Raw genomic sequence first — 19,630 nt, 5'->3', positions numbered from 1 at the left:
ATTGTTCTCTTACTGGTCGGGGCTGTCGATGGTCAGGCGCTGGGTAGCCTGGGTGGCGGTGGGCAGTGGCGCCCCCTGGCCAATCCATTCGCCGTGGGTAGGCTGGCCAGCGCGCGATACACGTGCAACCAGTTGGACTTCGGCAAATTGCGACAGTTTCATCTGCGGCATCATGGCGTCAGCGTCCGACAACTCCACCTCGATCGGCAACTGCGCCACCGTCACCCGCTTGGCCGCCAACGGCATGGGCGGGCCATTGCTGGCACGGGCAAAGATGAACACGGTGTCCTGCGGCTTGACCTCGTCCTTCAACGCCGCCGCCAGTTCCACCCGCACCTTCAGCCGCGCCGCCACAGGTGCGGGCGCAGCTTCTGCCACACCACCCCCCAGGCGCTCGGCGGCGCGGTCGATACCACCCTGCAGGGCAGCACGCGATGCGTCACCTTCCGGCAACTGCGCCAGCAGGCGCTTCCAGTAGTCGATGGCTTCCTGATAACGCTCGCCTTCAAAGGCAGCAATGCCACGCAGGCCCAGGCTGGTCACTTCGTTGGGGTCGGCTTTCAGGGCTTCGTCAGTCAGCGCCTGCACCTGCGGGCTCCACTGTTTGTTTGCGGCAAAGTACAGGGCCTGGGCCCATTGCCCCAGCAGCTCGGGCTGGCGCCCAGCCAGGGTCACGGCACGCTCGAAGGTACGTGCCGCATCAGCCGGGCGCTGTTCGGCCATGTAGGCCCGGCCCAGGAAGTACATGGCCTCGGCCGAATCCGGCTGGGCCTGCACCACACGCTCCAGGCGCGCGGTCATTTCTTCCATCGACTTGGGCGCCTCGGCAAACTCCTGGGTCAACGCCACCTTGTCTGCCGCACCAAAATGCAGGTACAGCCCCAAGGCCATCAACGGTACCAGCACCGCCGCCAGCAATGGCAGGGCCTTGCCAAGATGGCCCTGGCGCAAGGGTTCGGCACCTTCGGTATCGGCCAGCAGCTCGCGGGCAGCTTCATCGCGGCCCTTGGCCATCTGCGCGTCATCCAGCACACCAGCGGCCTGCTGGCCAGCCAGTTCGGCAATGCGCTCCTGGTACAGGGCAACGTTAAGCGCGGTCCGGTCTTCTTCCTGCTGACGGCGGCGGCCACGCAGGATCGGGACCAGCAAAAAGCTGAGGGCAGCGAGCAGCAGCAGGCCCGCACTAAGCCAGAATTCAATCATGGGTCTGTTCTTTTTCCAGCAGTTTGGCGAGACGCTCGCGTTCTTCGGCAGACAATTCATTAGCGCCCGGCACAGCCGTGCCGCGGCGTCGGCGCACGATCACCGCCAGCACCACGAAACCACCCGCCAGCAGGATGCCCGGGCCGAACCACAACAGCCAGGTGCGCCCGCTGAGCGCTGGCTTGTAGCGCACGAAATCGCCATACCGGTCGACCATGAAATCGACGATCTGCTGGTTGCTCTTGCCCTCGCCCAGCATGCGGAAAATCTCCCGACGCAAGTCGGCGGCAATCGGCGCGTTGGAGTCGGCGATGTCCTGGTTCTGGCACTTGGGGCAGCGCAGTTCCTTGGTCAGTTGCTGGTAACGCTCACGCTCGGCGTCGTCGCGGAACTGGTAGGTGTCGATGGCCGCCTTGGCCACGCCGGCCAGGCTCATGCCCAGCACGGCGGCTGCCAGCCAGCGCTTCATGGCTTGGCCTCGTCGACCAGGCCCTGGTACAGCGGCGCCAGCTGCTCACGCCATACGGTGGCGTCGACAATGCCCACGTGCTTGTAGCGGATGATGCCCTTGGCGTCGATCAGGAAGGTTTCCGGCGCGCCATACACGCCCAGGTCCAGGCCCAGGTTGCCCTGCTCGTCACGAATGTCCAGCTGGTAGGGGTTGTGGAACTCGGCCAGCCACTTCTGCGCAGCAGCGTTGTCATCCTTGTAGTTGACCCCATGGATCACCACCCCCTGCTGGGCCAGTTGGTTCAGGTAAGGGTGCTCGACCTTGCACGACGGGCACCAGGTGGCCCACACGTTGACCAGCGCCGGGCGGCCCTGCAAGTCGGCCTGGGTCAGGGTACGGTCGCCCTGGGTCGAGGCCAGGGAAAACACCGGGAAGGGTTTGCCGATCATTGCCGAGGGCAGCTCGTCGGGCTTGAGGAACAGCCCCTTGTAGAGGAACACCGCCACCAGCAGGAACACTGCCAGGGGGACTACCATGATCCAACGCTTCATGCAGCTGCTCCAGACACGCCCAGGGCCTCACGCACCCGGGTCTTGACCTTGACGCGGTAGCGCCGGTCGAGGGCCGCCAGCAACCCGCCCAGGCCGGTCAGCAGACCGCCCAGCCAGATCCAGCGGACATAAGGCTTGATGTGCACGCGCACCGCCCATGCGCCATTCTCCAGCGGCTCACCAAGGGCCACGTAGAGGTCGCGGGTAAAGCCGGCGTCGATGCCGGCTTCGGTCATCATCGACTGCTGCACGGTGTACAGGCGCTTTTCCGGGTGCAGCGTGGTCACTTCACGGCCATCGCGGCTGACCACCACGGTGCCCTTGTCGGAGATGAAATTCGGCCCTTCAAAGTGTTTGGCGCCCTGGAACAGGAAGTGGTAACCGCCCAGTTCCACGCTTTCGCCCGGGGCCATGCGCAAGTCGCGTTCGGCGCTGTTGTTGCTCGACAGCACCACGCCCAACGCACACACCGCCAGCCCGAGGTGCGCCAACTGCATGCCCCAGTAGCTGCGGCCCAGGCCCGGCAGGCCCTTGACCAGGCCTTTGTGACGGGTCTTGTCGAGGATGTCGCGCAGCCCGGCGAGCACCACCCAGGCGGCCAGGGCGAAGGCGGTCAGGGTCGGCCAGTCGAAGTCGTCGACGATAAAGCCGGCCAGCGGCGCGAGGATGGCGCTGCCGATCAGCACCGGAGTCATCATGCTGAGCAGCCACCTGCCCGGAGTGTCCTTCCAGCGCACCACCACACCAATGCTCAGCACCACCATCAGCAGCGCCATCAACGGCAGGAACAACGCATCGAAGTACGGTGGCCCGACCGACAGCTTGGCCCCGGTCAGCGCGTCGAGTACCAGCGGGTAAAGCGTGCCGAGCAGAATCATCGAGGCCGCCACCACCAGCACCAGGTTGTTGGCCAGCAGCAGCGTCTCACGCGACCACAGGGCGAAGCCGACCTGGCTCTTGACCACCGGCGCACGCAGGGCGAACAGGGTGAGCGAGCCACCGACCACGAACAGCAGGAAGATCAGGATGAAGATGCCCCGCGACGGGTCGGCGGCAAACGCGTGAACCGACGTCAGCACGCCGGAGCGCACCAGGAAGGTACCCAGCAGGCTCAGCGAGAACGCGGCAATCGCCAGCAGCACGGTCCAGCTTTTGAACACGCCACGCTTCTCGGTCACCGCCAGCGAGTGGATCAGCGCCGTGCCCACCAGCCAGGGCATGAACGAGGCGTTTTCCACCGGGTCCCAGAACCACCAGCCGCCCCAGCCCAGTTCGTAGTAGGCCCACCACGAGCCCAGGGTGATGCCCACGCCAAGGAAGGCCCAGGCAACGATGGTCCACGGCCGCGACCAGCGCGCCCAGGCGGCATCCAGGCGGCCGCCGAGCAAGGCGGCGATAGCAAAGGCGAAGGCCACCGAGAAGCCCACGTAGCCCATGTACAGCATCGGCGGGTGCACGATCAGGCCAAAGTCCTGCAACAGCGGGTTGAGGTCACGGCCATCGGTGGGCACCTGCGGCAACAGGCGCTGGAACGGGTTGGAGGTAATGATCAGGAAGCTCAGGAAGCCCACGCTGATCATGCCCATCACTGCCAGCACACGGGCCAGCATCACCTGCGGCAGTTGGCGCGAAAACACCGACACGGCGAAAGTCCAGCCACCCAATATCAGTGCCCACAGCAGCAACGAGCCTTCGTGGGCACCCCAAACGGCGCTGAACTTGTAGTACCAGGGCAAGGCGCTGTTGGAGTTGCTGGCCACGTAGGCGACCGAGAAATTGTCGGTCATGAAAGCATGCGTCAGGCAGGCAAAGGCAAAGGCCAGGAAGGCAAACTGCCCCCAGGCTGCCGGCCGTGCCAGGCTCATCCACAGGCTGTCGCCACGCCAGGCGCCGAGCAGCGGCACACTGGCCTGCACGGCGGCAAAGCAGATGGCCAGGATCATCGCCAGCTGGCCCAGTTCAGGAATTACCAGCGCCGCATTCATGGCCTGACCTCCCCACCCGTGGCGGCCTGGCCGCTTTCCTTGAGGGCCTTGGTGACTTCGGGCGGCATGTACTTCTCGTCGTGCTTGGCCAGTACTTCATCAGCCACCACCACGCCCTCGGCGTTCACCTTGCCCAGGGCGACGATGCCCTGCCCTTCGCGGAACAGGTCGGGCAGGATGCCACGGTAGGTGATCGGCACCGACTTGTTGAAATCGGTGACCACAAAGCGCACATCCAGCGAGTCGGACGAGCGCTGCACCGAGCCCTTCTCGACCATGCCGCCGGCGCGGATGCGGGTATCCAGCGGCGCTTCGCCGTTGGCGATCTGGGTGGGCGTGTAGAACAGGTTGATGTTCTGCTGCAATGCGCTCAAGGCAAAGCCGACGGCAACCCCGACGCCGACCAGCAGGCCGACGATGAGCAACAGGCGTTTCTTGCGCTGCGGATTCACTGGTTGTTCTCCCGGCGCAAACGGCGCGCCTCTTCTTGCAGGTAGCGACGGCGGGCCAGCAGCGGCGCGGCAACATTCAGCGCCAGCACGGCCAGGCAGATGCCGTAGGCCGACCACACGTACAGGCCATGGTGGCCCATGGCGAGAAAGTCACCGAAGGTGGCAAAGCTCATTGTGCGGCCCTCCGCCCCAGGCTGTTCAACACTTCGTCCTTGACCCAACTCGCGCGCGCCTCGCGCTTGAGCACTTCAAGGCGCATGCGCAACAGCAGCACGGCACCGAAGAAGCAGTAGAAACCCAGCGCCGTACACAGCAACGGCAGCCACATTTCGGCCGGCATCGCCGGTTTTTCGGTCAGGGTGAAGGTGGCGCCCTGGTGCAGGGTGTTCCACCACTCCACCGAGTACTTGATGATCGGAATGTTCACCACGCCGACAATCGCCAGCACCGCGCAGGCCTTGGCTGCGCTGTCACGATTACTGATTGCCTGGCCCAGCGCAATGATGCCGAAGTACAGGAACAGCAGGATCAGCATGGACGTAAGGCGGGCATCCCACACCCACCAGCTGCCCCAGGTAGGCTTGCCCCAGATGGCCCCGGTGACCAGCGCCACGGCGGTCATCCAGGCGCCGATGGGCGCGGCGCATTGCAGGGCGACGTCGGCAATTTTCATCTTCCACACCAGCCCCACCACCCCGGCCACGGCCAGCAGCACGTAGCAGGACTGCGCCAGCATCGCCGCCGGCACATGGATGTAGATGATGCGGAAGCTGTTGCCTTGCTGGTAGTCCTGGGGGGCGAAGGCCAGGCCCCAGGTAATGCCGACCAGCAGCAGGAGCGCCGCAGCGCCGGCCAGCCATGGCAGCATGCGGCCGCTGATGGCATAGAACCATTTGGGGGAGCCCAGTTTGTGGAACCACGTCCAGCTTATTTTCATCAGGGTGCATCCAGGGTATTTGCCGGGCTTGAGAGCCCGGGACTCGTTATTCGCCGACGCTGATCTTCAGGCCGGCGGCTATCGCAAAAGGTGCCAGGGTCACGGCCAGGGCCGTGAGGCTGGCGAGCCAGAGCAGGTGGCCGGTTGCCGGCATATTTTGCAACGCCGCTTGCAACGCACCACTGCCCAGGATCAATACAGGGATATACAACGGCAGAATCAGCAACGCCAGTAACAAACCACCGCGCTTCAGACCGACTGTCAGCGCCGCGCCCACCGCGCCCAGCAGGCTCAATACCGGCGTGCCCAGCAACAGCGAGCCGAGCAGCACCGGCAGGCAATGGCCCGGTAGCCCCAGCATCAGCGCCAGCAGCGGCGCCAACAATACCAGCGCCAGCCCGGAAAAGGTCCAGTGCGCCAGCACCTTGGCCAGCACCAGCAACGCCAGCGGGTGCGGTGACAGCACCCATTGCTCCAGCGAGCCGTCCTCGAAATCGCTGCGGAACAGGCCGTCCAGCGACAACAATACCGCCAGCAATGCCGCGACCCAGACCAGGCCCGGTGACAAGGTTTGCAACAATTGGCTTTCCGGGCCAACCGCCAAGGGAAACAACGCCACCACGATGGCAAAGAACACCAACGGGTTGGCAAGCTCGGCCGGGCGACGGAACAGCAGGCGCGCTTCGCGGCGCAACAACAGGATGAATACGCTCATGCCGCCCATTGCCCCAGGTTCAGTTCACGGTAACCGGAGGGCTTGCGTTCCAGCGTGTGGTGGGTGGTCAGCACCACCGTGCCGCCCCGCTCGCAGTGGGCTGCCAGGTGCGCTTCCAGTTGGGCGACGCCTTGCTTGTCCAACGCGGTGAACGGTTCGTCCAGAATCCACAACGGCGGGCAGGCCAGGTGCAGCCGCGCCAACGCCACGCGGCGTTGCTGGCCGGCAGACAGGGTATGGCAGGGTACGTCTTCGAAACCGCGCAGGCCAACGGCCGCCAGCGCCGCCCAGATCGCCTCGCGGCTGGCGGGTTGGTGCAGGGCGCACAGCCAGGTGAGGTTTTCTTCGGCGGTAAGCAGGTCCTTGATGCCGGCGGCATGGCCGATCCACAGCAGGATGCTGGCCAGGGCATGGCGCTGCTCGGCCAGCGGTTTGCCACCCAGCAGGATCTGCCCGGCGGTCGGCTGCATCAAGCCGGCCAGCAACCGCAGCAGGCTTGTCTTGCCGCTGCCGTTGGGGCCGCTGATCTGCAGCATGTCGCCGGCGCCCAGTTCGAAATCGAGCTGCTCGAACAACAGGCGCCAGTCGCGCTCGCAGGCCAGGCCCGCGGCTTGGAGGTGAAGGGTCACGGTTTCGCCTTATCTTTGTAGGGCTTGAGATGGTGTTGCCTGCTTCGCGGGCTCGCCCGCTCCCACAGGTACGGCGCAAGGCTTGAAGCTGCGCAGAATCCTGTGGGAGCGGGCGAGCCCGCGAAACAGGCAACACCGATCTCAAGCCCTTGTGTCTCAAGTCGCCCCCAGCGCTGCCGTTATACTGGCAACGACGGGCGGTCGGCATTATTACACGCGCCACCGCGCTGCCAAGAGGCCGGGCCCCACAGGTTGTATACAATCATGACTGAAATCAATAGTCTCGGCACACAAACCGCGATCAACACCCAAGCCATGAAGGCGGGCATGACCGGCGAACTGCTGCGCCTGACGCAACCGCAGCCCGGCTTGATGGCACCCGGCGAGACCGCGCAGGCCGAGGTGGTTTCATTGCGCCAGGTCGGCAGCGACTTCCAGCTCGTGCTGCGGCTGATGCAGGCCAACGGCATCCAGACCCAACTGCAAGCCAGCGCCAGCCAGCCCCTGCCCCAAGGTAGCCAGGTCACCGTCAGCCAGACCGAAAGCAACCGCCTGGCGGTCATGCTGCAACAGGCCAGCACCAGCCAGCTCGCCACACTCACCCGCCTGGACACCAGCAAGGTGCCGGTCGGTACCCTGCTGCAAGGCAAGGTCATCACCAACCAGCTCTTGCCCCAGCCTTCCGGCCAACCGGGCGTGTACCGGGCGCTGGTCAGCCTGCTCAACAGCGCCCAGGCTGGCGCCACCCTGACGGTGGACAGCCCGCGGCCACTGGCCATTGGCAGCCTGCTCAGTGCCTTGGTGCAGGGCGACCAGTCACTGCGCTTCGTGCCAATGAGCGGCAGGCAGGACCAACTGAACATTGCCCAGCAACTGCTGACCCAGCAAAACCGCCAGGCCTCACTGCCCGGCGTGCTCAACGCCCTGCAACAGCTGACTCGCGACCCCGGGGTGGATGGTGACCTGCGCGCCAGCGCCGAACGCCTGCTGAGCGGCCTGCCGGACGCCCGTCAGCTGGGCGACGCCAAGTCGGTGGCCCAGGCACTGAACAACAGCGGGGCCTTCCTTGAAGCAAAACTGCTGGGCGGCTTCCCCGCCAGCGTCGCCACCGACCTGAAGGCACACCTGCTACGCCTGATCAGCCAAGCCCCGGCCCCCACACCCGGCACGGCCAACCTGGCACCCGCCAGCCTGGCCGTGACCATGCCGGCGCTGGCGCGCAGCGCCCTGGGCATGCTCGAGCGGGTCAGCCCCAAGCCGCAACCGGGGGCATTCCCGCTGCCTTCGCGCCTGCTCAAGGAGATCGAAGACGAAGGCGACTTGCAGCAGCTGCTGCGCCTGGCCGCCGCAGCCGTTTCACGCCTGCAGAGCCACGCAATGAGTAGCCTGCAACAGAGCGGCAACCTGGAAAACGGTAACCTGCAAACCACCTGGCAAACCGAAGTGCCTATCCGCCACGGCCAGGATTTCATCCCGCTGCAGGTCAAGCTGCAACGCGAAGAAACCCCACAACAGCAAGCCGACCGCCAGCATGAAGCACAGGACCCGCTGCAAGCCCTGTGGCGTATCGAACTGGCCTTCGACCTATCACCGCTCGGCCCACTGCAAGTACAGGCACAATTCAGCCAAGGCCGCCTGAGCGGCCAGCTATGGGCAGAACGCGAACAAACCGCAAGGCTGATCGACACCCAGCTCGGCGCCCTGCGCCAGCGCCTGCTGGACCGTGGCCTGGATGTTGGCGACCTGGAGTGCCACCCGGGCACACCCCCTCAAGGCCCGCGCACGCGGGTAGAACAACGCTGGGTAGACGAAAACGCATGACGCACACACCTCCCCGCCAGGCCATTGCCCTGACCTACGATGGCCAGCAAGCTCCAACCCTCAGCGCCAAGGGCGACGATGCGTTGGCCGAAGCCATCCTGGCCCTGGCCCGTGAGCACGAAGTGCCCATCTACGAGAACGCCGAACTGGTGCGCCTGCTGGCACGCCTGGAACTGGGCGAACAGATTCCCGAAGCGCTGTACCTGACCATCGCCGAGATCATCGCGTTTGCATGGCAGTTGCGTGGCAAAGTCCCGCCGGGTTTCAACGACTTTGCTGAACAACCGCGTGATGTAACGCCAGAGCTGCTGGGCCTGCCGCCAAGGTAGTAACCCTGTACGACAGCTCAAGCACTCTAGCCCGCTACCGTAGTGTCTCGTTTCTCCGGACAGGTAGATTCCAATGGCCTCCACTTTCGTAAACAACGCAGGCGTGAAGTACATCCGCCACCACCTGCAGCAAATCCCACGGCCTGATCGGCAGGCGGCTTGCGCTATTGGTAAATGGTTGCTGAGTCAAAACCACGACGTCGACCCCGACCAGGTCGACGTCGTCACATTGCATTACATGTATGACAAGATGGCCGTCCAACAGCGCGTGTCGCTCACACAGGCGGTACTTTCAAACTGGCAAGGCGAGTCCGAAAGTTGGATAACCGAAATGTTCACCGGGCACTGGGCAGGCACTTTGCCAAGCGACAAAACGCTCGTCGATCGTCTGCCATCCATAAGCGCCGTGGACGACGCCATCAGTTACAACGTGTTCAACGGACTGTTCCGCAGGACCACCCCGCCGCGCTACGACAGCACCACTCACCTGTCGATCGATGTCGAGGCAATGCAGCGCTTCATTTCGGACCTGGACTTTCACAAGCACTTCGTCACCTCGCTCGACGATTACTGGCAAAAGACCAAGGACACGCATCCACAGTCTTTGCGAATAAGCTTCATCGCCGCCTGCAACAAACAGGTCGAGGAAGGCTCGTTGAGCGATGCCGGCCGCCAACTGGCCTGGCAAGCGGCGGGGCTCATGCCAAAAAGCCATGGGCTGGAAGTCAGGCCCCTGAACGTGTATGGCTACACCGCCACCAATCTCATCTACATTGCTGACGAGGCTCAGCAGCAGATACTGCTGTACCTGCCTGGCAACTCATCACCCTTCCATGAATTCGATGCCATGAATCTCATGAAAGACTGGTTTGCAGAACAATGCCGCGACACTGAAAAACGCCAGCAGCTGCGCCAATACTTCAAAGTGGCCGACACCCCCGATGGCCTGGATTTCAGTGGCCTGGATAACGCACTGGACGGCCTCGGCACCTATCCGAAATTTCACACTCGCTCGCCCAACCGCTCAGGCTTCACCGTTGATGGCCCATGGCCCCCCAGGGAATACGTCAACTACAAACCCGAAAAGTACAGCCATGCGCTTGAAGGTGACCTGTTCGAAGCCATCACCCAGCGACAGCGCGATGAAAGCTATGCCGCCGCCGAGTTCATGATCACTACAAACGCGCAAGTGGCCAAGGCACGCTGGCGTGGCTACCTGGTGACCTCGCTCAACCTGCTGGCGCCGCTGGCCATCGTGGTGCCCGAGCTCATACCGCTGCTGGCCATTGGCGGGCTAGCGCAGTTCGGCCTTGGGCTCGATCAGGCGATCAACGGCAAGACAGCCGAGGAGCAGGACGCCGGCGCGGGCAACATTGCCTTCGGCCTGCTCAATGCCGCGCCCCTGGCCTTGGCGCCAGCAACGCGCCTGCGAATGCTGTTCCCCGGCAAAAGCCCGCGTTTCGTCATACCCACGCGCCTGAACGAACAGTGGGGCTACCCGCTGAGCCCCAACAGCCCTCCCCGGCTGCCTGAAGAGATAGTGGCAGAGTTCTTCGTGCCAGCCGAGCGGCCCGTGGAGGAAACGCGCATAGCCAGAGGTCCGTTGAACCGCGCAACGGGTACCAACCCGCTGTTGGCGGTCAAGGACGGCAACGAAGTCGAAGTACTCTACGACACTGAGAACGATGCCTTCATCCTCAAAGAGGACGCCAATGAAGTACTGCCCAACTACTATCAGGTAACCGCGGGCACTCGCGACCTGTACGCGGTCAACCCGGCCACGCGTGGAGCCAGCAATGCAATGCGCATGTACACGCTGCGTAATCTGGATGTCGACCTGCAACTGCCACTAAGCGTACCGTTGGTCGACAGTTCGCAAATAACACCGCTGCCGAAAAAGATCCTCAGCATCTGGGTTGGTAACAAAAGCATCCCGGATGAGCTGGTGGAGAACATCGCCAACAACGCCAAACGCCTTGAGGGTACGGGCTTTACCTATGAATTCTACCTGTCGAAGGCCAACCCCAAAGCGTTCATGAAGAACCGGGCGAAGCTGACTGCGGCATCGAACATTCGGGTCAAAACCCTGGAGGAGCAGTCCTTCTACGCTGACTTCCAGCGAACGGAGGCTTACCAGCAGTACCGGCAGGCGCTGGACAGCAACGGGGCAAACTTCGCGTCTGCATCAGATGTGCTGCGCTACCCGCTACTCGATGCGCAGGGTGGTATCTACATGGACGTCGACGGCACGCTGCGCAGCTTCGAAGACAACCCCGACAATTTCACCATGATCTATTCGGTAGCCTTGAAGACCACGCCCGATGGCCTGGTCCTCGGCAGCCCGGCTAACAACGAACTGCTGGGCATGCATTGTGACTACAACAGCAACATGATCGGCAGCCATGCCAACAACCCGACCCTGCGCGCGATTTCTGCAGAGATGAACGCACGCTTTCGCAGCAATCCGTCGTTCTACGACATCAGGCCGCTGGAAGGCACCCACGGTTACGAAGCCTACGCCCGGGAACTGAGCAGGATGACCGGGCCGGGCCTGCTCAATGACATGGTTGCCCGGCACCTGCCCAGGCTGCAGTTCCTGCGGCAACTGAGCAAGCTGGAGTCAATCCCGGAAACCGGTTATCGCTCCCTCACAGCAAACCTGGCCATACCTGTCTCCCAGGCGCGCAACATCGACCAGGCGCTGGGTAGCGTAGTGAATATCGGTAACTACCACTCGTGGGGCAAGCCCTGAAACAAACCGGGCGACTTGCGTCGCCCGTTTCATCAACCGCTGCGGTGCAGCTTGCTCATCAACTCCGCCTCGGCCTGGGTCAGGCCGCAGCTTTCGGTCAATTCGGCCACACTGGCCCCCATGCCTACCAGCTTGGCCGCCTGGCTGAAGGTCACGTTGTTGGGGTCACGTTGCTCCAGCTGCTGGATCTTGTCCGGCAGCGGCGTCACCACCAGGCTCAGTTCGTGCAGGGCCTCGCCCATGCGCACGGTGCCGTTCTGGTAGTCGTCCAGGCGCTTGGCCAGGTCCTTGATACGCTGGTCACGCAGGGCATCGCCTTCGGCCTGCTGGGCGGCCAGCTCGCGCTGGCGTTTGCTGTAGTTGAGAAAGAACCACAGGCTCAGCGCCCACACCAGCGCCAGGAAGATGACAGCAACCTGTAGGATCAACTCAGATATTCTCCAGCTCGGACCACTCTTCCTCGGTCATCATCTTGTCCAGCTCGACCAGGATCAGCAGTTCGCCATTCTTGTTGCACACGCCCTGGATGAACTTGGCCGACTCTTCGTTGCCCACGTTCGGCGCGGTTTCGATTTCCGACTGGCGCAGGTACACCACCTCGGCCACGCTATCGACCAGGATGCCAACCACTTGCTTGTCGGCCTCGATGATGACGATACGGGTGTTGTCGGTGACTTCGGTCGGCATCAGGCCAAAGCGCTGGCGGGTGTCGATCACCGTCACCACGTTGCCGCGCAGGTTGATGATGCCCAGCACGTAGCTTGGCGCACCCGGCACCGGGGCAATCTCGGTGTAGCGCAGCACTTCCTGCACCTGCATTACGTTGATGCCGTAGGACTCGTTGTCCAGACGGAAGGTAACCCACTGCAGGATCGGATCTTCGGAACCTTGTGCAGACGACTTTTTCATTCCCCTACCCTCAAAATCCGCCAATGGCGGTGTGTTCGGTGTCATTTCTGTTTGGCATGCATCTGCTTGACCGCGCCGCTGGCGATCAGCTCGGCCAGTGCGGCGACGTCGAGCAGTGCACACATGTGTTCAATTACCGTACCGGCCAGCCACGGGCGCTGGCCGCGCTGGCTGCGCCATTTGATTTCAGACGGGTCCAGGCGCAGCGAACGGCTGACCTGATGCACGGCCAGCCCCCATTCGTAGCCCTGCACGGATATCACGTAGTTCAAGCCCTGGCGAAAATCATCGCGGTAGCGGTCGGGCATTACCCAGCGCGCCGTGTCCAGCACCTTGAGGTTACCGGCCTGGCAGGTGAGGATGCCGAGAAACCAGTCGGGCTGGCCGAACAGCGGCGTCAGCTCCTGACCGGCCAGGGTGTAGATCGAACCCAGGCACACCAATGGCACCGCCAGGGTCAAGCCGGCGACGTCGAACAGCAGGCATTCGAACGGCTCGGCGGCCCACACCGGGCGCCCGTCAACGGTGGCCGGGGGTACCGGCAGGTTGGGTGCCGGCAGGTGCACATCAACCAGCGGTACTGCGGGCTCCACGGTTTGTTCTTCGACCAGCACCGGAATGGCGGCTTCGGCCACCACCTGCTGCTCGACCACCGCGACCACTGGCGCTTCCACTGGCAAGACGCTGGGCAGCACGGCCAGCCGGGGTTCTGCAAACGGCCGCGGCGCCGGGCTGGCAACGGTTTCGGCTGCTACCGCCCTGGCCGACTGGCCGGCATCACGCGCCTGCTCTTCACGCACCGCCTCGGCGAACTCATCGGCCGCTGCCGGTGCTTCAAACAGTTCTTCGGCCTCCGTAGCCTCCTGCAGCAGGCCGTCGAGGTACGATTGCAGGGCCAGCTGCGGCCGGGTGCCGGTTTTCTGGATCTGGGTCATCAGGCCACCTGCACTGCGGTCTTGTAGGTCAGCAGGTGCTTGAGCAGCGCCCGGTAGGCAATCAGCCCGCGGCTCTTGCTGTCGAACTGCGAAGGCGTGACGCCCTTGCGGCTGGCATCGCGCAGGCGCGTGTCGACCGGGATGTAGCCTTGCCACACCTGCTGGCCATAGCTGTCACGCAACTGCTTGAGCGTGCCCAGCGAGGCCTGGGTACGGCGGTCGAACAGGGTGGGCACGATCTGGTACGGCAGCGCCTGCTTGCGCGAGCGGTTGACCATGGCCAAGGTACCGACCATGCGCTCCAGGCCCTTCACCGCCAGGAATTCTGTTTGCACCGGGATCACCAGCTGTTGGCTGGCCGCCAGGGCGTTGACCATCAGCACACCCAGCAAGGGCGGGCTGTCGATCAGGGCAAAGTCGAAATCCTGCCACAGCTGCGCCAAGCTCTTGGCGATCACCAGGCCCAGGCCATTCTGCCCCGGCGACTGGCGCTCCAGCACCGCCAGCGCGGTACTCGACGGCAACAGCGAAATACGCTCGTCACTGGTGGGTAGCAGCAACTGCCCGGGCAGGCCCTCGGGCACTACACCCTTGTTCAGGAACAGGTCGTAGCAGCTGTGCTCCAGGGCATCGGGATTGTGCCCGAAATAGCTGGTCATCGAACCGTGCGGGTCGAGGTCGACGACGACCACGCGCTTGCCGGCCTCGGCCAGCAGGCCAGCCAGGGCAATGGTTGTGGTGGTCTTGCCGACGCCACCTTTTTGATTGGCTACTGCCCAGACTCTCATCAAGCAAACTCTATCTATTGATCTGAAAGCTTGCACGGTCCCTGTGGGAGCGGGCATGCCCGCGAACACCGGCGAAGCCGGTGCCATTCACCGCGTCGCTTGCTTCGCGGGCGCGCCCGCTCCCACAGGGGACGGCGTCACATTCAAAATTGTGCTTGTGTCAGTGCCGGAGAATTGACGAATCACTGCCCCGCCACCGTTGCTGGCGTTGCCGGTGCACTTTGTGTGCCAGCCCGCCGTAATGCGGCATCCGGGGTGGCATTGGCGCTGCCCGAGCCGGTCAGGCTGCGGCGCACTTCCAGGTTACGGGAAATCACCAACACCACCCGGCGGTTGCGCGCACGGCCGTCGGCAGTGTCGTTGCTGGCCACTGGCTGATACTCGCCGTAACCCACGGACGCCATGCGTGCCGGGTTTACCCCTTCCATGGCCAGCAGGCGCACGATGCTCGCCGCCCGCGCCGATGACAGCTCCCAGTTGGTGGGGTACTGCGCCGTACGGATCGGCAGGTTGTCAGTAAAGCCCTCGACATGCACCGGGTTGGCGAACGGCTTGAGGATATTCGCCACCTTCTCGATGATGGAAAACGCCTTGTCGCTGGGCATGGCATCACCACTGCCGAACAACAGCGACGAGTTCAGCTCGATCTCGATCCACAGCTCGTTGCCGCGCACGGTCATCTGGTTGCTGTTGATCAGGTCGCCAAAGGCATCGCGCACGTCATCGCTGATGGTTTTCAGCGGGTCGACGTTGGTTGCGGCCAGGCCGGCTTCGGTCTGCTCACTGTCTTTCACCAACGGTTCTGCCGGGCGCACGCTCAAGGGCTGCTCATCACCGATGGGAATCGGCTTCATGCTGCGCTCAGGGTCGTTGAACACCCCGAGCAAGGCCTGGGAAATGACCTTGTACTTGCCCTCGTTGATCGAGGAAATCGAGTACATCACCACGAAAAAGGCGAACAGCAAGGTAATGAAGTCGGCGTACGACACCAGCCAGCGTTCGTGGTTTTCGTGTTCCTCGGTATGGCGACGGCGACGCATGGGTTACTCCATGAAGCCTTGCAGCTTCAGCTCGATCGAGCGCGGGTTTTCACCCTCGGCAATCGACAGCAGGCCTTCGAGCAGCATTTCGCGGTAGCGCGACTGGCGCATGACAATGGCCTTGAGCTTGTTGGCGACCGGTAGCAGGATCAGGTTGGCGCTGGCCACGCCGTAGATGGTGGCAACGAAGGCCACGGCAATACCGGTGCCCAGCTGCGACGGGTCAGCAAGGTTGCCCATCACGTGGATCAGGCCCATTACGGCACCGATGATGCCGATGGTCGGCGCGTAGCCGCCCATGCTTTCGAACACCTTGGCGGCCTGGATGTCGCGGCTTTCCTGGGTCAGGAAGTCCACTTCCAGGATACTGCGAATGGCTTCCGGCTCGGCGCCGTCCACCAGCAGTTGCAGGCCCTTGCGCGCATACGGGTCGGGCTCGGTATCGGCCACCCCTTCCAGGCCCAGCAGGCCCTCCTTGCGTGCGGTCAGGCTCCAGTTCACCACGCGGTCGATACCACCGGCCAGGTCCACCCGTGGCGGGAACAGGATCCAGCGCAGAATCTGCAAGGCCCGCTTGAACGCCGACAGCGGCGACTGCAACAACGCCGCTGCCAGGGTCCCGCCCAGCACGATCAGCGCCGCCGGGCCGTTGACCAGCGCGCCAACATGGCCGCCTTCAAGGAAATTGCCGCCGACGATGGCGACAAAGGCGAGGATCAGGCCAATCAGGCTGAGGACGTCCATCAGACGCACGCCTCCACCAGGTGTTTGCCGATTTCATCCAGGCTGTACACCGCGTCGGCCAGGTTGGCCTTGACGATGGCCATGGGCATGCCATAGATCACGCAGCTGGCTTCATCCTGGGCCCACACCGTGCTGCCCCCCTGCTTGAGCAGGCGCGCGCCTTCGCGGCCATCGGCGCCCATGCCGGTGAGCACCACCGACAGCACCTTGTCGCCATACGACTTGGCCGCAGAACCAAAGGTGATGTCCACGCACGGCTTGTAGTTCAGCCGCTCGTCACCGGGCAGGATCTTCACCGTGCCACGGCCGTCGATCATCATCTGCTTGCCACCCGGGGCCAGCAGGGCCAGGCCAGGGCGCAGCATGTCGCCGTCCTCGGCCTCTTTCACGCTGATGCGGCACAGCTTGTCGAGGCGTTCGGCAAAGGCCTTGGTGAACGCCGCCGGCATGTGCTGGATCAGCACGATCGGCGCCGGGAAGTTGGCCGGCAGCTGGGTCAATACCCGTTGCAAGGCCACCGGGCCGCCTGTCGAGGTGCCGATGGCCACCAGTTTGTAGGGTTTGCGCTTGGGGGCAGGCGAATGCGATGCCGCCGGGGCCGGGGCCACTGTGCGGGCAGGCGCCGCCGCCCGCGCCGGCGTCGGGCTGGCCAGGCTGCTGGTCGGCGCAGGGCTGCTGACAGGCGCAGGCGCAGCGACCGGCGCTGTTCTGGCATAGCTGCCAAGGCGGCGGTTGCTGCGGGAGATGGTGTGCACCTTCTCGCACAGCATCTGCTTGACCTTGTCAGGGTTGCGCGAGATGTCCTCGAAGTTTTTCGGCAGGTAATCCACCGCGCCGGCATCCAGCGCGTCGAGGGTGACACGGGCGCCTTCATGGGTCAGCGAGGAGAACATCAATACCGGCGTAGGGCAGCGCTGCATGATGTGCCGCACCGCGGTGATGCCGTCCATCATGGGCATTTCATAGTCCATGGTGATGACATCGGGCTTGAGCGCCAGCGCCTGGTCGATTGCTTCCTTGCCGTTGGTCGCGGTACCCACTACCTGGATCGTCGGATCCGCCGAGAGGATTTCCGAGACGCGGCGGCGGAAGAAACCGGAATCATCCACCACCAGGACCTTGACTGCCATAAACACTCCATTAGGCGGCGCAACCCGCCAGGGTGCGCCACCGAAATCAAATACGCCGCGCGGCGTAACGCTTGAGCATGCTCGGGACGTCGAGAATCAACGCAATGCGCCCGTCACCGGTGATGGTGGCCCCGGACATGCCCGGGGTGCCCTGCAACATCTTGCCCAGCGGCTTGATTACCACCTCTTCCTGGCCCACCAGTTGATCGACGACAAAGCCGATGCGCTGGGTGCCGACCGACAGGATCACCACATGGCCCTCGTGCTGTTCTTCGTGCACCTGGCCCTGTACCAGCCAGCGCTTGAGGTAGAACAGCGGCAACGCCTTGTCGCGCACGATCACCACTTCCTGGCCGTCGACCACGTTGGTGCGCGACAGGTCGAGGTGGAAGATCTCGTTGACGTTGACCAGCGGGAAGGCAAATGCCTGGTTGCCCAGCATCACCATCAGGGTGGGCATGATCGCGAGGGTCAGCGGCACCTTGATGACGATCTTCGAGCCCTGGCCCTTGGCCGAGTAGATGTTGATCGAGCCGTTGAGCTGGGAGATCTTGGTCTTCACCACGTCCATGCCCACGCCGCGGCCTGACACGTCGGAAATCTCGGTCTTGGTCGAGAAGCCTGGTGCGAAGATCAGGTTGTAGCAGTCCGACTCGCTCAGGCGATCAGCGGCATCCTTGTCCATCAGGCCTTTTTCCACGGCCTTGGCGCGCAGGATGTTCGGGTCCATGCCCTTGCCGTCGTCCGAGATCGACAGCAGGATGTGGTCGCCTTCCTGCTCGGCCGACAGCACCACGCGGCCGGTGCGGGCCTTGCCGGAAGCTTCGCGCTCGTCGGGCATTTCCACGCCATGGTCGACAGCGTTGCGCACCAGGTGCACCAACGGGTCGGCCAAAGCCTCGACCAGGTTCTTGTCCAGGTCGGTCTCTTCACCGACCAGCTCCAGGTTGATCTCTTTCTTCAACTGGCGGGCCAGGTCGCGGACCAGGCGCGGGAAGCGGCCGAACACTTTCTTGATCGGCTGCATGCGGGTTTTCATCACCGCCGTCTGCAGGTCGGCGGTCACCACGTCGAGGTTGGACACGGCCTTGGACATGGCCTCGTCGCCGCTGTTCAGGCCCAGGCGCACCAGGCGGTTACGCACCAGCACCAGTTCGCCGACCATGTTCATGATCTCGTCCAGGCGTGCGGTGTCTACACGCACGGTGGTTTCCGCCTCGCTTACGGCATGCTTTTCCGCAGCCGGGGCTGGCGCGCGGGGTGCCGCCGCAGGTTTGCTCACGGTCGCTGGCGCAGCCGCCGCAGGCTGGCTTGCGGCCACGACCTGCGCCGGTGTTTGCACTTTCGCGGCAACCGGCGCTTCGGCGGCGGCAACTTCACCGCCGAATTTGCCCTTGCCATGCAACTGGTCCAGCAGGGCCTCGAATTCATGCTCGCTGATTTCGTCGCTGGTGGCGCTGTTGTCGGCCACGACCGGTTCCGCTGCCTTGGCAGTGGGCAAGGCATCAGCCTGGAAGGTGCCCTTGCCATGCAGCTGGTCGAGCAGTGATTCGAATTCTTCGTCGGTAATCTCGTCGCTGACCGGTTCAACCGGCGCGGCTACCGGTTGTACGGCTGCCTCGACACTGAACTGGCCTTTGCCGTGCAACTGGTCTAGCAGCGACTCGAACTCGGCGTCGGTGATTTCGTCGCCTTGGCCGCTGACGGTTTCACCTTGCATCTGCTCGTCGACTTCGGCTTGCGCCTTGACCGCATCGAGCGAGTCGAGCAGTTGCTCGAATTCGCTGTCGGTGATGTCCTGGTCGTCGGCCGGGGCCGCAGCGGGCGCCTCGGCAGCCGGTTCAGGCGCACCAGCTTCGGCGCTGCCCGGTTCGGCCAGGCGCGACAATGCCGCCAGCAGTTCGGGGGTTGCCGGGGTGACTTCGGCGCGCTCACGCACCTGGCCAAACATGCTGTTGACCGTATCCAGTGCTTCAAGCACCACGTCCATCAGTTCCGCGTCGACCCGGCGCTCGCCTTTGCGCAGGATGTCGAACACGTTCTCGGCGATATGGCAGCACTCCACCAGCTCGTTCAGCTGAAGGAAGCCGGCGCCCCCTTTTACAGTGTGGAAACCGCGAAAGATCGCATTGAGCAGGTCGGCATCGTCGGGCCGGCTTTCCAGCTCGACCAGTTGCTCGGACAGTTGCTCAAGAATTTCGCCGGCTTCTACCAGGAAATCCTGGAGGATTTCTTCATCGGCGCCGAAGCTCATCAAAC

Annotated in this window: 20 protein-coding genes; 3 read left to right on the top strand and 17 right to left on the bottom strand. The window is 63.7% G+C overall.

Annotated features, from left to right (window positions below):
* Positions 1–9: 9 nt before the first annotated feature.
* Genes ccmI through ccmA form a run of 9 tightly spaced genes read right to left on the bottom strand, consistent with a single transcriptional unit; the run spans position 10 to position 6,923 of the window.
* The gene (gene ccmI / locus ACIQUI_RS25795; protein ID WP_403203471.1) at positions 10–1,203 is read right to left on the bottom strand and encodes a c-type cytochrome biogenesis protein CcmI; all 1,194 of its coding nucleotides are present in this window, start codon (positions 1,201–1,203) and stop codon (positions 10–12) included.
* Positions 1,196–1,672: a cytochrome c-type biogenesis protein gene (locus tag ACIQUI_RS25790; protein ID WP_403203469.1), complete on the bottom strand. Its 477-nt coding sequence runs from the start codon at positions 1,670–1,672 to the stop codon at positions 1,196–1,198. The genes ccmI and ACIQUI_RS25790 overlap by 8 nt, the downstream gene beginning before the upstream one ends.
* Positions 1,669–2,205, bottom strand: a complete 537-nt coding sequence (locus tag ACIQUI_RS25785; protein WP_403203467.1) for a DsbE family thiol:disulfide interchange protein — start codon at positions 2,203–2,205, stop codon at positions 1,669–1,671. Before ACIQUI_RS25785 ends, ACIQUI_RS25790 begins: the two co-directional genes overlap by 4 nt.
* Positions 2,202–4,190, bottom strand: coding sequence for a heme lyase CcmF/NrfE family subunit (locus ACIQUI_RS25780; protein ID WP_403203464.1), 1,989 nt, complete (start codon positions 4,188–4,190; stop codon positions 2,202–2,204). Before ACIQUI_RS25780 ends, ACIQUI_RS25785 begins: the two co-directional genes overlap by 4 nt.
* A complete protein-coding gene (gene ccmE, locus ACIQUI_RS25775; RefSeq protein WP_403203462.1) occupies positions 4,187–4,642 on the bottom strand; it encodes a cytochrome c maturation protein CcmE in 456 nt (151 codons plus the stop codon). Before ccmE ends, ACIQUI_RS25780 begins: the two co-directional genes overlap by 4 nt.
* Positions 4,639–4,815 carry a heme exporter protein CcmD gene (ccmD, locus tag ACIQUI_RS25770; RefSeq protein ID WP_012273475.1) on the bottom strand — a complete coding sequence of 59 codons (177 nt, stop codon included), beginning with the start codon at positions 4,813–4,815 and terminating at the stop codon, positions 4,639–4,641. The genes ccmE and ccmD overlap by 4 nt, the downstream gene beginning before the upstream one ends.
* Positions 4,812–5,579 (bottom strand): heme ABC transporter permease, encoded by a 768-nt coding sequence (locus tag ACIQUI_RS25765; RefSeq protein WP_306580059.1) that lies wholly within the window; start codon positions 5,577–5,579, stop codon positions 4,812–4,814. The genes ccmD and ACIQUI_RS25765 overlap by 4 nt, the downstream gene beginning before the upstream one ends.
* A gap of 46 nt (positions 5,580–5,625) precedes the next feature.
* Positions 5,626–6,294, bottom strand: a complete 669-nt coding sequence (ccmB, locus tag ACIQUI_RS25760) for a heme exporter protein CcmB (protein ID WP_403203459.1) — start codon at positions 6,292–6,294, stop codon at positions 5,626–5,628.
* Positions 6,291–6,923: a cytochrome c biogenesis heme-transporting ATPase CcmA gene (gene ccmA / locus ACIQUI_RS25755; RefSeq protein WP_403203457.1), complete on the bottom strand. Its 633-nt coding sequence runs from the start codon at positions 6,921–6,923 to the stop codon at positions 6,291–6,293. Before ccmA ends, ccmB begins: the two co-directional genes overlap by 4 nt.
* Positions 6,924–7,187: 264 nt before the next feature.
* Between ccmA and ACIQUI_RS25750 the strand changes: the two genes are divergently transcribed.
* The 3 genes from ACIQUI_RS25750 to ACIQUI_RS25740 all read left to right on the top strand — a co-directional run bounded on the left by ACIQUI_RS25750 (position 7,188) and on the right by ACIQUI_RS25740 (position 11,825).
* Complete coding sequence (locus ACIQUI_RS25750) at positions 7,188–8,744, top strand: flagellar hook-length control protein FliK (protein ID WP_403203455.1); 1,557 nt, start codon at positions 7,188–7,190, stop codon at positions 8,742–8,744.
* Positions 8,741–9,073, top strand: coding sequence for an EscU/YscU/HrcU family type III secretion system export apparatus switch protein (locus tag ACIQUI_RS25745; RefSeq protein WP_403203453.1), 333 nt, complete (start codon positions 8,741–8,743; stop codon positions 9,071–9,073). The genes ACIQUI_RS25750 and ACIQUI_RS25745 overlap by 4 nt, the downstream gene beginning before the upstream one ends.
* 73 nt (positions 9,074–9,146) lie before the next feature.
* Positions 9,147–11,825: a dermonecrotic toxin domain-containing protein gene (locus tag ACIQUI_RS25740; protein ID WP_403203451.1), complete on the top strand. Its 2,679-nt coding sequence runs from the start codon at positions 9,147–9,149 to the stop codon at positions 11,823–11,825.
* Positions 11,826–11,857: 32 nt separating this feature from the next.
* Here the strand turns inward: ACIQUI_RS25740 and ACIQUI_RS25735 are convergent, their stop codons facing one another.
* The 8 genes from ACIQUI_RS25735 to ACIQUI_RS25700 form a co-directional block, all read right to left on the bottom strand.
* Entirely contained in the window at positions 11,858–12,253 is a 396-nt protein-coding gene (locus ACIQUI_RS25735) for a DUF2802 domain-containing protein (protein WP_234228944.1), read from the bottom strand.
* Position 12,254: 1 nt separating this feature from the next.
* Positions 12,255–12,734, bottom strand: coding sequence for a chemotaxis protein CheW (locus ACIQUI_RS25730; protein WP_003254393.1), 480 nt, complete (start codon positions 12,732–12,734; stop codon positions 12,255–12,257).
* A 41-nt stretch (positions 12,735–12,775) separates the two neighbouring features.
* Positions 12,776–13,669, bottom strand: coding sequence for a CheW domain-containing protein (locus tag ACIQUI_RS25725; RefSeq protein ID WP_403203449.1), 894 nt, complete (start codon positions 13,667–13,669; stop codon positions 12,776–12,778).
* Entirely contained in the window at positions 13,669–14,457 is a 789-nt protein-coding gene (locus tag ACIQUI_RS25720) for a ParA family protein (protein WP_403203447.1), read from the bottom strand. The genes ACIQUI_RS25725 and ACIQUI_RS25720 overlap by 1 nt, the downstream gene beginning before the upstream one ends.
* Positions 14,458–14,639: 182 nt before the next feature.
* Positions 14,640–15,497 (bottom strand): flagellar motor protein MotD, encoded by an 858-nt coding sequence (gene motD, locus ACIQUI_RS25715; RefSeq protein ID WP_198750690.1) that lies wholly within the window; start codon positions 15,495–15,497, stop codon positions 14,640–14,642.
* A 3-nt stretch (positions 15,498–15,500) separates the two neighbouring features.
* The gene (locus ACIQUI_RS25710) at positions 15,501–16,241 is read right to left on the bottom strand and encodes a flagellar motor protein (protein ID WP_403203444.1); all 741 of its coding nucleotides are present in this window, start codon (positions 16,239–16,241) and stop codon (positions 15,501–15,503) included.
* Positions 16,241–17,371 (bottom strand): chemotaxis response regulator protein-glutamate methylesterase, encoded by a 1,131-nt coding sequence (locus ACIQUI_RS25705; protein ID WP_403203442.1) that lies wholly within the window; start codon positions 17,369–17,371, stop codon positions 16,241–16,243. The genes ACIQUI_RS25710 and ACIQUI_RS25705 overlap by 1 nt, the downstream gene beginning before the upstream one ends.
* Before the next feature lie 46 nt (positions 17,372–17,417).
* Complete coding sequence (locus tag ACIQUI_RS25700) at positions 17,418–19,625, bottom strand: chemotaxis protein CheA (RefSeq protein WP_403203440.1); 2,208 nt, start codon at positions 19,623–19,625, stop codon at positions 17,418–17,420.
* Positions 19,626–19,630 lie beyond the last annotated feature (5 nt).

The sequence above is a fragment of the Pseudomonas sp. NPDC090592 genome (assembly GCF_044769185.1).
GTDB lineage: Bacteria > Pseudomonadota > Gammaproteobacteria > Pseudomonadales > Pseudomonadaceae > Aquipseudomonas.
This window is presented reverse-complemented; position numbering and strand designations above follow the sequence as displayed.